Source organism: Isoptericola sp. NPDC019482 (genome assembly GCF_040632295.1).
Classification (GTDB): domain Bacteria; phylum Actinomycetota; class Actinomycetes; order Actinomycetales; family Cellulomonadaceae; genus Isoptericola.
The window spans coordinates 192,881-207,837 of record NZ_JBEYBQ010000001.1 but is presented as its reverse complement, the minus strand read 5'-3'; the positions used below and the strand labels follow the sequence as shown (position 1 = coordinate 207,837).

Here is a 14,957-nt window from a genome sequence, read left to right as displayed (position 1 = left end):
CCGGCCTGCGTCACCACAGGCCTTCGAACGCATCCGTCAACGTTGCAGGTGCGACGTCTCCCCCACGGCCAGCACAGCTCGGTTGTGGAAGTAGTCGTCCTCGCGCAGCGTCGTGATGCTGCCCGAGCGCACGTGGAAGGCCACGTGGCCGGTGCTCTCGATCGGCATCCCGATCCACGCGGCGACCACGAACGTCGCCGCGTAGCCGTGGGTCACGACCACCAGGTCGTCCACGTCGCGCGTCAGGGCGTCCGACGTCGCCTCGTAGACCCTGTACGCCACCTCCCGGCGCGTCTCGGCGCCGTCGATCCCTTCGTGGTGGCGCAACCGGTCCCCGACCGCCGGCGGTGAGACGAACCGCTCGTCCAACCAGGACTGTTCGCGTCCTCCCGCCACGCCGTACGACTTCTCCTGCAGGCGGCTGTCGAGGACGGGGGCGACACCCAGGACGTCGCCGATGACTGCTGCCGTCTGGGCCGTCCGACGGAGGTCCGAGGAGACGACGGCCCGGCTCGCCCCGTCGTCGATCCGCTCGGCCAGGGCCGCAGCGATCCGACCCGCGTCCTCCAGGCCCTTCACTGTCAGCTCGGAGTCGAACTGACCACCGACCAATCCGTCGACGTGGTGCGTCGCCTCCGGATGCGTCACCACGTAGACGGTGCGCGCTCGAGCAGGCACGACGCCGGGAACCGGCGGCACGGGAGGGATCGACTCAGTGGCGGTCATCGCAGGATGGTGGCACACCCCACTGCTCGACATCGAGACCAGCAGATTCCCATCAGCCACCCTTAAGCAACTCACCTGCAGGGTTCAGCAAAGCCTGCTGCACGTCGACGACACGACTGTCAGGACTGCATATCGACGAACCGCGAGTAGTGACCTTGGAAAGCCACGGTGATGGTGTCGGTCGGGCCATTACGGTGCTTGGCGACGATCAGATCAGCCTCGCCCGCTCGCGGCGATTCCTTTTCATAGGCGTCTTCACGATGCAGAAGGATAACCATATCTGCATCCTGTTCTATAGAGCCACTTTCGCGAAGGTCCGACATCGCCGGCTTCTTGTCCTGCCGCTGCTCGGGACCACGGTTCAGCTGCGACAGCGCGATGACGGGGACGCCGATCTCCTTCGCCAGGAGCTTGAGCGCACGGGAGAACTCGGAGACCTCCTGCTGGCGTGACTCGACCTTCTTGCCGGAGGTCATGAGCTGCAGGTAGTCGATGACGACGAGCTTGAGGTCGTGCTTCTGCTTGAGCCGGCGGCACTTGGCGCGGATCTCGGTGAGCGACATGTTCGGCGAGTCGTCGATGAACATCGGCGCCTCGGACACTCGGCCCATCACCTTGGCGACCTTCTGCCAGTCGTCCTCGCCCATGGAGCCGTTGCGCAGCTTCTGCAGGTGAACGCGCGCCTCCGCAGACAGCAGACGCATCGTGATCTCGTTGCGGCTCATCTCGAGCGAGAAGACGACGGACGACTGCCCGTGCTTGATCGACGCCGCCCGCGCGATGTCGATGGCGAGCGTCGACTTGCCCATAGCGGGCCGCGCGGCGATGACGATCATCTGCCCGGGGTGCAGGCCGTTGGTCAGCCGGTCGAGGTCGGCGAAGCCGGTGGGTACGCCGACCATGCCCTCACCACGGTTGCCGGCGGCCTCGATCTCGTCCATCGTGCCGCCGATGATCTCGGCGAGCGGCAGGTAGTCCTCGGAGGTCTTGCGCTCGGTGACGGCGTAGATCTCGGCCTGCGCGGTGTTGACGATGCCCTCGACGTCGCCGCCGTCGGTGGCGTAGCCGAGCTGCACGATCTTGGTGCCGGCCTCGACGAGGCGGCGCAGCACGGCCCGCTCCTGCACGATGCGCGCGTAGTAGCCCGCGTTGGCGGCGGTGGGGACGCCGGCCATGAGGTCGTGGATGTACGGGGCGCCGCCGACGCGGGCGAGCTCGCCGCGCTTGGTGAGCTCGGCGACGACGGTGATGGCGTCAGCCGGCTCGCCGCGGCCGTACAGGTCGATGATGGCGTCGTAGACCGCCTCGTGCGCGGGGCGGTAGAAGTCGTTGCCGCGGATCTGCTCGACGACGTCGGCGATGGCGTCCTTGGAGAGCAGCATGCCGCCGAGCACGCTCATCTCGGCAGCGACGTCCTGAGGAGGTGTGCGGTCGAAGGTGGCGCCGGGCGCCCCCTGATAGCCCGCCTCGAGCTCCTCGATCGACATGCTCACCCCGCTCCCCCGCCGTCGCCGGCGTCCGGTCCGTCACCGGACATCGACTCCCGCTGTCAGGTCCACGTTCTACCGTGGCCCTCTGACACCGCGGACGACGCTAGGCGCGCCCGCGACCGTGCGCAATCGACGGTGTGGACACAGATGTGGACGGGCCTGTGGATAGGTGGCTCAGGCTGTGCATGGGCGGTGGACAGGCATGTGCACAACTGGGGATATCGGCTGTGTACAACTTTCCGCAGGCCCCTGACCTGCGGCGACGTTACCCTCAGGGTGTGGAGGAGAAGAAAGTTGGGTGAGGTGCACCGCACCCCGGATCCAGACGGCGGACACCACGACGCCACCCCTCCTTCACCGACGCCGCCGGAGGGTCACCCGCCCGCGGACGCCACCCACAAGGTTGTCCACAGGGGTGAGAACAGCGGCAACCACAAGGGTGATCGACGCCGCATCGACCGCGACATCCTCGCCCTCGCGCTGCCCGCGCTGGGCGCCCTCGTCGCCGAGCCGCTGTTCGTGCTCGTCGACAGCGCCGTCGTCGGCCACCTCGGCACGGCCCAGCTCGCGGGCCTGTCCGTCGCCTCGACGCTGCTCGTCACCCTCGTCGGGCTGTGCGTGTTCCTCGCCTACGCCACCACCGCCGCCGTCGCACGGCTGGTCGGCGCGGGCCGCACCCGCGACGCGCTGCAGTCCGGCGTCGACGGCATGTGGCTCGCCCTCGGCCTGGGCGTCGTGCTGGCGGCGGTGCTCGCCGTCGGCGCGCACTGGGCGGTCGGGGCGATGGGCGCCGACGCGGACGTCGCGGGCTACGCGGCCACCTACCTGCGCTGGTCGGTGATCGGCCTGCCGGGCATGCTCGTCGTCCTGGCGTCCACCGGCGTGCTGCGCGGCCTGCAGGACACACGGACGCCCCTGTGGGTCGCGTCGAGCGGCGCCGTCGTCAACGCGATCCTGTCCGTCGTTCTCGTCTACGGCGCCGGCCTGGGGATCGCGGGCTCGGCCATCGGCACCGCCGCCACCCAGCTCGGCATGGGCGCCGTGCTCACGGTCGTCGTGGTGCGGGGCGCCCGGCGCCACCACGCGTCGTTGCGGCCGCACCACGCCGGCATCTGGGCCAACGCCCGGGCGGGCGCGCCGCTGTTCGTCCGGACGGCGTCGCTGCGGCTCGCCATCCTGCTCACTGTCGCGGTCGCGACCAGCCTCGGCGCGACGGCGCTGGCCGGCTACCAGGTCGTCAACAGCCTGTGGGGACTCGCCGCGTTCGCCCTCGACGCCCTCGCCATCGCGGGCCAGGCGCTGGTGGGCCACGGCCTCGGCGCGGGCGACGTCGGCCGGGTGCGCGCCGTCCTGCGCCGCTCCCTGCAGTGGGGCGTCGGCGCCGGCGTCGTCATCGGCGTCATGTTCGCCGTCTCCGGCTGGTGGATCGCCCCGCTGTTCACGTCCGACCACGACGTGCGCGTCGCGATCACCGCCGGCCTCGTCGTCACGGGCGTGCTCATGCCGATGGCGGGCTGGGTGTTCGTGCTCGACGGCGTCCTCATCGGCGCCGGCGACGGCCGCTTCCTCGCCTGGGCGGGGATGCTGACCCTCGTGGTCTACGTCCCGTTCGCCCTCGCGGTGCGCGCCTGGGCGCCCGACGGCGCGATCGGGCTGGCTTGGCTGTGGGGCGCGTTCGCGGGCGTCTTCATGCTCGCCCGCGCCCTCACGACCGGCCTGCGCGCCCGCGGCGACCGGTGGATGGTCACGGGCGCGTGACGCCGCCACCCTCGCGCCGACGGTTCTGATCACGTACGCCATCGGGCCCAGAACGTCCGTGATCAGAACCGTCGGCGGGTGTTAACGGAAGTTGTCCACAGGGTCACGACACGACACCGGCACGACGTGGTCCGATGGGCCTCGTGCGAGCGCCGAACCCCCTCCCGGCCGCGCTGATGGCCGACGCACGCACCCAGGAAGGGCTCGTCACCCGCGCGCAGCTCCTCGCCGTCGGGATGACCTCACCTCGCATGAGCCGAGCGGTTCGGGACGGTCGGCTCCACCGGGTCTTCGACTCGGTCTATGACCTTCTCCCCCAGCCCTTCCTCGGACGGACCCGCGACCCCGACCACCAGCGAGACGACCTGTTCGCCCACCGTCGCCGTCGGCCCGCCTGGTACGGGTTGCTGGCGCACGGGCCGTCCGCGGTCGCGGTCGGGCAGTCGGCACTGGTCCTCCGCGACGTCCAGGGCCTGCCCGTGGAACCGCTGGTGGAGGTGACTCGCCTCGACCGTCGCGAACGCGTGGTCCGCCCCGGAGTGCTGCTACGGCGCTACGAGGGGGCGAGGTCGTACGACGACGTCGGCGGTCGCCTCGCCGTGCCCGTCGACCTGGCCCTGGCGCAGGCGGTCCCGCACCTCGACCGAAGGCACGCCGTCGCCGTCATGGACAGCGCGCTGCACCGGCGGCTGATCACACCGGACGGACTGCACCTTGCGCACGACCTGGCGCGGGGACGGCGAGGCGTAGAACGTACGCACGACTGGTGGGGGCTCGCGGACCGGCGTTCCGAGTCCCCTGCCGAAACCGTCGCCCGCCTGAGCTGCCTCGACGAGGGCGCCCCTCCCGACGTCCTCCAGCTGCGACTCGTCACGCGCGACGGCGCCAGGGTCCGCGTCGACATGGCGTGGTGGCTCGGCGACGGACGGTGGCTGCTCGTCGAGGTGGACGGGCACGACGAGCACTCGACCCCGGAGGCGCTGTTCCGCGACCGTCGGCGGCAGAACCTCCTCGCCGCCGCGGGGCACGTCGTGCTCCGCTACTCCGGGTCGGACGCCTGGTCCGGCGTCGTCGGGCCGCAGGTCACCGACCATCTCCGGGGCACGAGCTGGCGGCCCGGCCGACCTGTCCCTCGGGGCCCGGTGCTGCTCGGCTGAGCCCCAGCACACGGCCGACGGTTCTGATGGCGAACGCTGTGCGCTCCAGAACGTACGTGATCAGAACCGTCGGCGCGGCGGGTACGTCGGAGCGGCATGGTCACGAGGGGACCACGAGCCGGTACCCGATGCCCCGCACGGACGACACGCGCAGCTCCGGCAGCACGCGCAGCCGCTTGCGCAGCCGCTTCACGGCGGACACCACCGGGTCCGGGTCGCCCAGGTAGCCGGTCCGCCACACCGTGCTCGTGAGCTCGGCGAACGACCACACCCGGTCGGGTGCGGACGCGAGGACGACCAGGAGGTCGAACTCGCGCATCGACAGGTGCACGGGGACACCCCCGGCGGTGACCTCCCGCGCCGCGAGGTCCACGGTGAGCGCGCCGAGCACGATCCGACGCGCCCGGTCGTCCACGAGAGCGGCGGAGACGACCGGGATCTCGCCCGACGGCGGCGCGGGAGCGCGGGCGTGCACCTCGAGCGTGTGCGGCGGCTCGTCATCCGGCACCACCGCGGGCGGGGGCGGGCCGAGGAGCATGCGCGCGCCGTCGGTGTCGGCGGTCGCGATCACGGCGGCGCGCCCGCGCAGCAGCCGGGCCACCTCGCCCACCCGTTGCAGCGGCAACCCGATGCACAGCACGTACCCGCCGACCGGCTCGACCACGTTCTTGGGGGGCATCTGCGTCCTCCGTCCGACGCGCACTCCGGGAAGGGGACGCGGACATCGTTTACCCAGGTGCCTATCAGAGTTCAGGCCGGACCGCCCGCCGACGCAGCCCGGAACCGACCCGGATCCGTCCCCGGGTTGACCGGAAACTGGCCGCCGGTCGTCCTTGTCCGCCGAAGGATCGCCGGATGGGCTGAGGACGGGCCCCGACCGGGCGCCCGTCACGAAGCCCCGCACCCGGGGCACCCTCACCTGGAGGAACCGTGCACTCAACGATCCACCGCAGGAGGGGCTGGGCAGCGACGAGCGCTTGCCTGGCCCTCCTCGCCACGTCGGCCGTGGCCGCCGCGCCGGCGCTGGCGCAGGTCGACGCCACGACCACGCACCTCTCCACCCCCGACGACCCCGCGGACAAGTTCTCCGCCGCGGTGCAGGAGCAGCTCACGGACCACAAGTCCGGTGACTTCTGGATCAGGATGAACGAGGCGGCGGACCTCGCCGCCGCCGAGAAGATCGCCGACTGGGACGAGCGCGGCCAGCACGTGTACGACACGCTCACCGCGCTCGCGAAGAAGTCCCAGGCCGAGGTGATCGACACGCTCGACGCCGCCGGCGCGCACTACACCAGCTACTGGATCAACAACTCGATCTACGTCGAGGGCGGCACGCTCGCGCTGGCGCAGGACGTCGCCCGGTCCGACGACGTCACCGGCATCTATGAGACGTTCGCGATGGAGGAGACCGAACCGGTCGAATCCAAGCCGGCCGACACCAGGCTGACCGCCGCCGTCGAGTGGGGCATCGACGCCATCAACGCCCCGGAGGTCTGGGACCTCGGTGTGACGGGCGAGGGCATCACGGTCGCGAGCTTCGACACCGGCGTCGACGTCACGCACCCCGCGCTGCGGTCGAAGTACCGCGGCATCCAGCCCGACGGCTCGCTCGACAACGACTACAACTGGTTCGACGTCCCGGACGCCTGCGGCGGCGACCCGTGCGCCAGCAGCGGGTCGCACGGTACGCACACCACGGGCACCGTGCTGGGCTCCGACGGCGCCAACCAGGTCGGCGTGGCACCCGGCGCCACCTGGATCGCGGCCAACTGCATCGACCTCGCCGGGTGCGACTTCGACGACTACCTGACTGACGCCCAGTGGTTCCTCGCCCCGACGCGAGCGGACGGCACCGACGCCGACCCGAGCAAGCGTCCGCACGTCATCAACAACTCGTGGGGGATCCCGTCGGGCGTGAACCTGCCCGCGGACTGGATGAGCGCCGAGACGCAGGCCTGGAACGCCGCCGGCATCTTCGGCGCCTGGGCCGCCGGGAACGAGGGGCCGTCCTGCGAGTCCGGGCGCTTCCCCGGCACGTTCACCCACACCTACGCGGCAGGCGCCTTCGACGTCGACGGCGACATCGCCGGCTTCTCCGCCCGCGGCCCGGGCCGCGAGGACGGCGTCAAGCCGAACATCGCGGCCCCCGGCGTCGACGTGCGGTCGTCGGTGCCCGGCGGCTACGCGACCATGAGCGGCACCTCCATGGCGACGCCGCACCTGGCGGGCGCCGTCGCCCTCCTGTGGAGCGCCGCGCCGGCGCTGCAGGGCGACATCGAGGGCACCGCGGCGCTGCTCGACCAGACGGCGCTGGACGTCGAGGACCTGACGTGCGGCGGCACCGCCGACGACAACAACGTCTGGGGCGAGGGCAAGCTCGACGCCCTGGCCCTCGTCGAGGCCGCGCCCACCGACGGTACCGGCGACGTGACCGGCACGGTCACCGACGCCGGCGGCGAGCCCGTCGTCGGCGCCGAGGTGGCGTTCGACGGCACCCACGACCGCACCGTCACGACCGGCGAGGACGGCACGTTCTCCGCCCGCCTCGCCGTGGGCGACTACGCCGTGAGCGCGACCGCCTTCGGGTACCTGGCGGCGACCTCGGAGGTCACGGTCACCGCCGACGAGGCCGTCACCCTGCCGATCACCCTCGAGCGCGCACCGCTCCGCACCGTCACCGGTCTCGTCGCCGAGCGGGACGGCTCGCCCAGCGCGGGTGCCGTCGTCTCGCTCTCCGCTCCCCTGGAGGACGTCACGACCGACGCCGACGGGCGGTACACGATCGCCGACGTGCCGGACGGCACGTACACGCTGACCGTCTCGGCCGGGCACTGCGCCGAACCGTTCAGCACCGAGCTGGTCGTGGACGGCGACGAGACGGCGAACGCCGTGCTCGACCGTACGATCGACGGCTACGGCTACGCCTGCACCACCGGCACGGCCGGCGTCGCGTCCGGCGACACCCTGCTGGGGCTCACCGGCGACGACAAGGCCGCGGCGGTGGACCTGCCGTTCAGCTTCCCGTTCTACGGCGACCGGTACGACACCGCGTACGTGTCGACCAACGGGTTCCTGAACTTCCTCGCGTCGTCCACCAGCCTGACGAACACCGCACTGCCCGCGCCCGCCGCGCCGAACGCCGCGGTCTACCCGTTCTGGGACGACCTCAACGTCGACGCGGAGGCCGCCGTGTACACGGGCTCCACCACCGTGGACGGCGTCGATGCGTTCGTCGTGGAGTGGCGCAACGTGCGCAAGTACCGTCCGGAAACCGACCGTGTGAACGTCTCGGCCACCCTGTTCGCCGACGGCCGGGTGACCCTCGGGTACGGCGCCGTCACGGACAGCACCACCGCGCGCGGTGACTCCGCCACGATCGGGATCGAGGATGCCGCCGGAGCGGTCGCGTCCCAGTACTCGTACAACACCCCGGTGGTAAGCGAGGGGATGTCGATCACCTACGACCTCGTCGACATGGGCACCATCCAGGGCGTCGTCCGGGACGGGAACACCCGCGAGCCGCTCGAGGGCGCCACCGTGACGATCACGTCGAAGGACGACGGGGACGAGGCGGTCGTGACCACCGAGGCGGACGGCACGTACGCCGCCCGGCTCCCGCTCGAGCGGTACGGCCTCTCGTACGCGATGGACGAGTACGCCGGAGCGACCCGCAACGCCGCCCTCACCGAGGACGGTCAGGTCCTGACCCGCAACGTCGCCCTGGGCGCGGGGCGCCTCGAGGTCGACAAGGGGAGCGTGTCCGCCGCGCTCGCGATGGGCGGTACGGCCAGCCGTGCCTTCCAGCTGACCAATACCGGCACCGAGCCGGTGGACGTGGCGCTCGGAGCGTCGTCGGGCGGCTTCGAGATGCTCTCGACGTCGACGACGGGCGGCGGCGTCATCAACCACGTCACCGACACCGCCACCATCGCCGAGTCGTCCGCTCCGAAGGGCAGCAGCCTGGGTGCCGCCGGCACGAAGGGGGGCAGCGGCCTCGCGACCTCGGGCGCGGACGCCGGCACCGTCTCGCCCGACCTGTCGGCCGTCGTCGCGGCCGGCGAGACGACGCTCACCCACTCGTCGTCGCAGGACATCGTCTCCAACAACTCGGTGGCCTGCACCAACCAGGTGGTCACGCAGGACAACGGCTACCTGCGCACCTTCACGCTGAGCGACTTCGGGATCGACGGGTCGTTCGACGTGTCCGCGGTGTCGTTCGGTGTGGAGGCCGCTCGCGTCGCACAGGCGCTCACCGTCAACCTCTACACGCTCGACGGCGACCTGCGGTACGCCAACATGACGCTCGTCGGGAGTGCCGAGGCCACGGTCGCGGCGGGAACCAGCGGCGAGATCGTCACGGTGCCGGTCACCGGCGAGGTGCCCGCGGACGGCACGCTCGTCGTCGAGGTGGACGTGCCCGCCGGAGGATGGTTCTTCATCGGGTCCAACGACGCCGGCCAGAGCGCGCCGAGCTACCTCCGTTCGCGGGAGTGCGACATCGCCGAGCCGAGCGACACGGCCGAGATCGGGTCCCCCGGGATGCACATCGTCATGAACGTGTCGGGTGAGTCCGCCGGCGGGGGCGTCGAGTGGCTGGACGTCCAGCCGCCCGAGCTCACTCTCGCGCCGGGGGCGTCCGTGCGGGCAGCCGTGACGCTCGACGCCGCGGTGGAGCAGCCGGGCACGTACACGGCCACGATCACCGTGGGCGAGAACACCCCGTACGCCGCGCCGAAGGTCGGCGCGACGATGACCGTCAAGGCGCCTGCCGGCTGGGGCAAGGTCGCGGGCACGATCACCGGTGCCGGGTCACCGCTCGAGGGCGCGGTCGTGCACCTCGACGGCAAGGCGTCCGACAAGACCCTCGTCACGGGGGCCGACGGGACGTACGGGTACTGGATGCCCAAGGCCAACGGGCCGCTCCAGCTGATCGCCGCGGCGAACGGTTTCGTCCCGACCGTCCGCGCCGCCCAGATCGTCGCCGGGCAGACCACGGTCTACGACGTCGACCTGAAGCCGCTGCCCTGACCGTCTGACGGGAGGAACGACGAAGGCCCCGACCCCCTCGCGGGGGTCGGGGCCTTCGACCGTCAGGCGTCAGACGTTCAGCCGGCGACGACCTTGACGGCGATCTTCGCGGAGACCTCGGGGTGCAGGCGCACCGACACGGTGTACTCACCGGTCGTCTTGATCGGCTGGCCGATCTCGATCTTGCGCTTGTCGACCTGCGGGCCCTCGGCGGCCACGACCGCGTCGGCGATGTCACCGGTGGTGACGGCACCGAACAGGCGGCCGGACTCACCGGCGTTCGCCGTGACGACGACCGTCTTGGCGGCGAGCGAGTCGGCCACCGCCTTGGCCTCGTCCAGCGTGGCGATCTCGCGGGCCTTGCGGGCCTTGCGGATCGCGGAGACCTGGGACTCGGCGCCCTTGGTCCAGGGGGTGGCCAGACGGCGCGGGATGAGGAAGTTCCGGGCGTACCCGTCCTTCACCTCGACGACGTCGCCAGGCTCACCGAGACCGGTGACCTCGTGGGTCAGGATCAGCTTCGACATGATTCAGTGATCCTTCCGGTCAGCGGGCCGAGGACGAGTACGGCAGCAGCGCCATCTCACGGGCGTTCTTCACCGCACGGGCGATCTGGCGCTGCTCCTGGACGGAGACGCCGGTCACGCGACGCGCGCGGATCTTGCCGCGGTCGGAGATGAACTTGCGCAGCAGCGCGGTGTCCTTGTAGTCGACGGACTCGATCTTGGCCGTCTTGAGCGGGTTGGCCTTCTTCTTGGGCTTGCGCACCACAGGCTTCGCCATGGTGTTGCTCCTTCACAGGTGCTGTCCTCACGAGGCACCGGCCGGGGCCGGCGTCGGAGGACGGGTGATCTGGGGACTGGCGCCGATCAGAACGGGGGCTCGTCCGAGAACCCGCCACCGGAGGAGGCGGGACCGGCCGTGGCCCACGGGTCGTTGCTCTGACCGCCGCCGGAAGAACCGAAGCCTCCGCCGGGCTGGCCGCCGCCACCCTGGGGGCCGCCGTAGCCGCCCCCCTGGTTGCCGCCGCCACCGCCGAAGCCGCCGCCGCCACCCGAGCGCTGGGCGCGGGTGACCTTCGCCGAGGCGTACCTCAGCGACGGGCCGACCTCGTCGACCTGCAGCTCCATGACGGTGCGCTTCTCCCCCTCGCGGGTCTCGTACGAGCGCTGCGTCAGACGGCCCTGCACGACGACGCGCATGCCCTTCGTCAGCGACTCGGCGACGTTCTCCGCGGCCTCGCGCCAGACCGAGCAGGACAGGAACAGCGCTTCGCCGTCCTTCCACTCGTTGGTCTGGCGGTCGAACGTGCGCGGCGTGGACGCGATGCGGAAGTTGGCGACGGCAGCCCCTGACGGGGTGAAGCGCAGCTCCGGGTCCGCGACCAGGTTTCCGACGACCGTGATGACGGTCTCACCAGCCATGCCATGCTCCTTCGTTCGTCCGAGAGTCGTGAGGGGATCCCATCACGGGACTGTGACATCCGCGCCGTCGTTGTCCACAACGACCAGGACGCCGCCCGCGACGGGGGCAGAGATTCGGTTCAGGTCTCAGCGGGCGTCGGTGCGCAGGATCTTGGTGCGCAGCACGGCCTCGTTCAGGCCGAGCTGGCGGTCCAGCTCCTTCGCGGTGGCCGGCGTCGAGGTGAAGTCGACGACGGCGTAGATGCCCTCGGAACGCTTGTTGATGTCGTACGCCATGCGGCGACGACCCCAGATGTCGACCTTGTCGACGGACCCACCCTCGGTCGAGATGACCGTCAGGTACTTGTCCAGCGACGGGGCCACGGTGCGCTCCTCGACCTCCGGGTCCAGGATCACCATCAGCTCGTACTGACGCATGTGTTCAACCCACCTCCTCTGGTCTCAGCGGTCACGGTCGTTCCGTGACAGGAGGGTTCTTGCGTGCGTCGGCCGCGCTCCGCCCCGGAACGGTCCGGGGTGGTGGGCACAGCCAGTCGACCAGGATACCCGCGGAGCCCGCTGACTCGAAATCAGCCGGCTCCGCGGGTACGCGCGCTGGTCATCGGGTTCAGTTGTCCTCGCCGATGCCGTCGAGGATCCCACCGTCGTCGGTGGCTGTCGGGTCCGGCGACGGCGAGTTGCCGTTCCCGTTCCCGTTGCCGTTCCCGTTGTCGTCGTTGCCGGGCTCGGGGCCCTTCGAGACGACGAGCGTCACGGTGGAGCCCTCGGGGACGCTGGCGTCGGGGCCGGGCTCGGTGCTGATCACGGTCCCGACGGGCTGGTCGCTGAACTCCTCGCGCACCGCCGGCTCCAGGGCGTCGCCGTAGATCATCTGCTCGGCCGTCGTCCGGGGCTGCCCGACGACGTTCGGCACCACGACCTGTTCCGGCTGGTCCGCCTGGCCGGTGGAGACGACGAGGGTGATCGTCGCGCCGACCGGCACCTCGGTGTTCGCGCCCGACATCTCCAGCACGGTCCCCTTGGGCTGGTCGCTGTTCTGGGCCCTCGTGCTCGCCTTGAGCTGCAGCCTCTCCAGCTCGCGTGTGGCCTTGGCGATGTCCCAGCCGGTCACGTCGGTGACGGTGACCTTCTCCTCCTCGGTCTCGGACGGCGTCGGCGACGGGGTGTACGTCGGCTGCGTCGGCACGTACTCGGGGAAGTCCAGGGACTCCATGCCCTCGGTCGCGACCTGCATGAAGTCGGTCCAGGCGCGGACCGGCCACGAGCCACCGGTGATCTGTTCCCACTCGCCGAAGCCGTCGATCTCGTCCTGGCCCTTGATGTCGCCGGCCTCGAGATCGAGCGTCGTGTACTGCCGCAGGCCCACGACGGTGGTGAGCTGGGGCACGAAGCCCGCGAACCACGCCGACCTGTTCTCGTTCGACGTCCCGGTCTTGCCGGCGACGGGGCGACCGAGCTCCTTGGCAGTGTCTCCGGAGCCCTCCTCGACGACCCTGGTCATCGCGTAGGTGGCCGCCGTGATGGCGTCGGACTCGAACTCCTTCTCCTGCTCCGTCGGCCCCTCGTAGAGGGTGGTGCCGTCGAGCGTCTCCACCTTCGCCACGACGTGCGGCGTGGTGCGGTAGCCGCCCGCGGCGATCGTGGAGTAGGCGCGGGCGAGGTCGATCGGGTAGACCGACGCGGTGCCGAGCACGTTGGACCGGTAGGGCTGGAGATCCGGGGACGACGCCCTGATCCCGGCCTTCTCGGCGACGTCCACCGTCTTCTGCGGCCCGATCTCGAGGTTCAGCTTGCCGTACACCGTGTTCACCGAGTGCGCGGTGGCCGTCGCCAGGTCGATCTGCCCGAACGGCTCGCCACCGAAGTTCCCGACGGTCCAGGGCTTGTCGTCGGCGGAGTCGCCGGGGAAGACCTGCGGCGTGCTGCCGTCGAACTTCTCCTCGAGGGTGTGTCCCTCCTCGAGCGCGCCGATGAGCGTGAACGGCTTGAACGTCGAACCGGCCTGGATGACGTCCTGCGTGGCCGTGTTGAGCGACTGCTTCACGTAGTCGGGGCCGCCGTACAGCGCCTTCACGGCGCCCGTCTGGGGGTCCATCGACACCAGCGACATGCGGACGTTCTTGTTCGCCTTGCCGTAGGTGCCGTCCTCGTGCAGCGTCTTCTCCACCTCGACGGCCGTCTTCTGCAGCTTCTGGTCGATCGTCGTGGTGATCCGCAGGCCGCGGGTCTCGAGCTCCTGCTCGGACTCGAGCGGGCCGTCGGGGTTGCTCTCGGACTTCACGAGCTCCTTGCGCACCTGGGCGAGGATGTAGCCCTTCTGGCCGCCCCAGGTGTTGGCGGCTTCCTTCTTCTCCTTGAACTTCGGGAACTCGGCCTTGTCGTGCTCGTCCTTGGTGATGTACCCCTGCTGGTACATCCGGTTGATGCTGCGCTCCCAGCGCTCCTTGGCCCGCTCCGGGTCGACCGACGGGTCCCATTTGTTCGGCGAGGGGATGATGCCCGAGAGCAGCGCGGCCTCGGACGGCGTGAGGTCCTTGGCGTCCTTGCCGAAGAACTCCTGCGACGCGGCCTGGATGCCGTACGTGTTGCGGCCCCAGTAGATGGTGTTGAGGTAGCTCTCCAGCACCTGCTCCTTGGGCTGGGTCTGCGCCACCTTGAGCGCGATGATCGCCTCGCGAGCCTTGCCGGCGTAGGAGTCCTCGGTGTTGAGGTAGTACCGCTCGACGTACTGCTGCGTCAGGGTCGACGCCCCCTGGCGCATTCCGCCCTTGAGGTTGTTGTACGTCGCTCGCGCGATGCCCTTGACGTCGATGCCGTTGTTGGTCCAGAACGTGTCGTCCTCGGACGCGACGACGGCGTTGCCCACGTAGGGCGGCAGGTCCTCGAGCTGGACGAGCTCACGCTTCTGCTCGGCGAACTGCCCGATCTCCTTGCCGTTCGACCAGTAGACGGTCGCCGCCTGGTTGTTCACCTCGTCGAGGTTCTTCGGGATCGTCGTGGTGCTCCACGCGGCCACGAACAGCCCGGCGCCCAGCGCCGTCCCGGTGAGCAGGGTGCCGACGACGATGCGCCAGGACGGCAGCCAGCGCTGCACCGGGCCCTTGCGCGGGCGCGGGTAGTTCCAGAAGCGACGTCTCCTCGCCACGTCAAGCCTTTCGTCGTGCGGGACCGGCGAGCTGCTCGTAGAGTGCGCCGGCCTGCGGACCACAGGGAACACTAGGCGATCCGGTGGGGCCAGAGGGAGCCTCGGGCGCCCGGGGCGACGGTTCGACCCCAGGCGTCCGCAGCCCTCTGGCCTGCGCTCCGCGGAACCTTCACAACTGCGCGGAGCTGACGTCCGGTCGCCTCCCGTTGCACGACCATGTCGGCGAGTC

11 protein-coding genes are annotated in these 14,957 nt (G+C 70.6%); 3 read left to right on the top strand and 8 right to left on the bottom strand.

The genetic code is table 11. The annotated features are described in order from the left end of the window. Positions 1-36: 36 nt before the first annotated feature. Together ABZ493_RS00905 and dnaB are read right to left on the bottom strand one after the other, a co-directional pair. The gene (locus ABZ493_RS00905) at positions 37-726 is read right to left on the bottom strand and encodes a histidine phosphatase family protein (protein WP_430580288.1); all 690 of its coding nucleotides are present in this window, start codon (positions 724-726) and stop codon (positions 37-39) included. 119 nt (positions 727-845) lie between these two features. Next, positions 846-2,213, bottom strand: coding sequence for a replicative DNA helicase (dnaB, locus tag ABZ493_RS00900; protein WP_430580492.1), 1,368 nt, complete (start codon positions 2,211-2,213; stop codon positions 846-848). Positions 2,214-2,669: 456 nt separating this feature from the next. Here dnaB and ABZ493_RS00895 point away from each other — a divergent pair, with 456 nt between their 5' ends. Both ABZ493_RS00895 and ABZ493_RS00890 read left to right on the top strand, forming a co-directional pair. Further along, positions 2,670-3,974: an MATE family efflux transporter gene (locus ABZ493_RS00895; protein ID WP_430580491.1), complete on the top strand. Its 1,305-nt coding sequence runs from the start codon at positions 2,670-2,672 to the stop codon at positions 3,972-3,974. Between the two features lie 134 nt (positions 3,975-4,108). Then, on the top strand, positions 4,109-5,131 hold the full coding sequence (locus ABZ493_RS00890) for a hypothetical protein (protein ID WP_430580287.1): 1,023 nt from the start codon (positions 4,109-4,111) through the stop codon (positions 5,129-5,131). A gap of 100 nt (positions 5,132-5,231) precedes the next feature. On the opposite strand, the gene ABZ493_RS00885 is transcribed toward ABZ493_RS00890, so the two are convergent. Continuing rightward, a complete protein-coding gene (locus tag ABZ493_RS00885; protein ID WP_430580286.1) occupies positions 5,232-5,810 on the bottom strand; it encodes a winged helix-turn-helix domain-containing protein in 579 nt (192 codons plus the stop codon). Between the two features lie 326 nt (positions 5,811-6,136). On the opposite strand from ABZ493_RS00885, the gene ABZ493_RS00880 reads away from it, so the two are divergent. After that, positions 6,137-10,159, top strand: a complete 4,023-nt coding sequence (locus ABZ493_RS00880; RefSeq protein WP_430580285.1) for a carboxypeptidase regulatory-like domain-containing protein — start codon at positions 6,137-6,139, stop codon at positions 10,157-10,159. 77 nt (positions 10,160-10,236) lie between these two features. On the opposite strand, the gene rplI is transcribed toward ABZ493_RS00880, so the two are convergent. From rplI to ABZ493_RS00855, 5 genes are all read right to left on the bottom strand, one after another. After that, positions 10,237-10,686 carry a 50S ribosomal protein L9 gene (gene rplI, locus ABZ493_RS00875; RefSeq protein ID WP_429762831.1) on the bottom strand — a complete coding sequence of 150 codons (450 nt, stop codon included), beginning with the start codon at positions 10,684-10,686 and terminating at the stop codon, positions 10,237-10,239. Positions 10,687-10,705: 19 nt separating this feature from the next. Next, on the bottom strand, positions 10,706-10,942 hold the full coding sequence (gene rpsR, locus ABZ493_RS00870; RefSeq protein ID WP_100422261.1) for a 30S ribosomal protein S18: 237 nt from the start codon (positions 10,940-10,942) through the stop codon (positions 10,706-10,708). 86 nt (positions 10,943-11,028) lie between these two features. Continuing rightward, on the bottom strand, positions 11,029-11,583 hold the full coding sequence (locus ABZ493_RS00865; protein WP_430560869.1) for a single-stranded DNA-binding protein: 555 nt from the start codon (positions 11,581-11,583) through the stop codon (positions 11,029-11,031). A gap of 126 nt (positions 11,584-11,709) precedes the next feature. After that, positions 11,710-12,000: a 30S ribosomal protein S6 gene (rpsF, locus tag ABZ493_RS00860; protein ID WP_429762829.1), complete on the bottom strand. Its 291-nt coding sequence runs from the start codon at positions 11,998-12,000 to the stop codon at positions 11,710-11,712. A gap of 190 nt (positions 12,001-12,190) precedes the next feature. Beyond that, positions 12,191-14,728, bottom strand: a complete 2,538-nt coding sequence (locus ABZ493_RS00855; protein ID WP_430580284.1) for a transglycosylase domain-containing protein — start codon at positions 14,726-14,728, stop codon at positions 12,191-12,193. Positions 14,729-14,957: the final 229 nt, after the last annotated feature.

Bases quoted from the DNA above. Each gene is read 5' to 3' on its own strand.
- ABZ493_RS00905 (WP_430580288.1), bottom strand. From the start codon at position 726: ATGACCGCCACTGAGTCGATCCCTCCCGTGCCGCCGGTTCCCGGCGTC.
- dnaB (WP_430580492.1), bottom strand. From the start codon at position 2,213: ATGTCGATCGAGGAGCTCGAGGCGGGCTATCAGGGGGCGCCCGGCGCC.
- ABZ493_RS00890 (WP_430580287.1), top strand. From the start codon at position 4,109: ATGGGCCTCGTGCGAGCGCCGAACCCCCTCCCGGCCGCGCTGATGGCC.
- ABZ493_RS00885 (WP_430580286.1), bottom strand. From the start codon at position 5,810: ATGCCCCCCAAGAACGTGGTCGAGCCGGTCGGCGGGTACGTGCTGTGC.
- rplI (WP_429762831.1), bottom strand. From the start codon at position 10,686: ATGTCGAAGCTGATCCTGACCCACGAGGTCACCGGTCTCGGTGAGCCT.
- rpsR (WP_100422261.1), bottom strand. From the start codon at position 10,942: ATGGCGAAGCCTGTGGTGCGCAAGCCCAAGAAGAAGGCCAACCCGCTC.
- ABZ493_RS00865 (WP_430560869.1), bottom strand. From the start codon at position 11,583: ATGGCTGGTGAGACCGTCATCACGGTCGTCGGAAACCTGGTCGCGGAC.
- rpsF (WP_429762829.1), bottom strand. From the start codon at position 12,000: ATGCGTCAGTACGAGCTGATGGTGATCCTGGACCCGGAGGTCGAGGAG.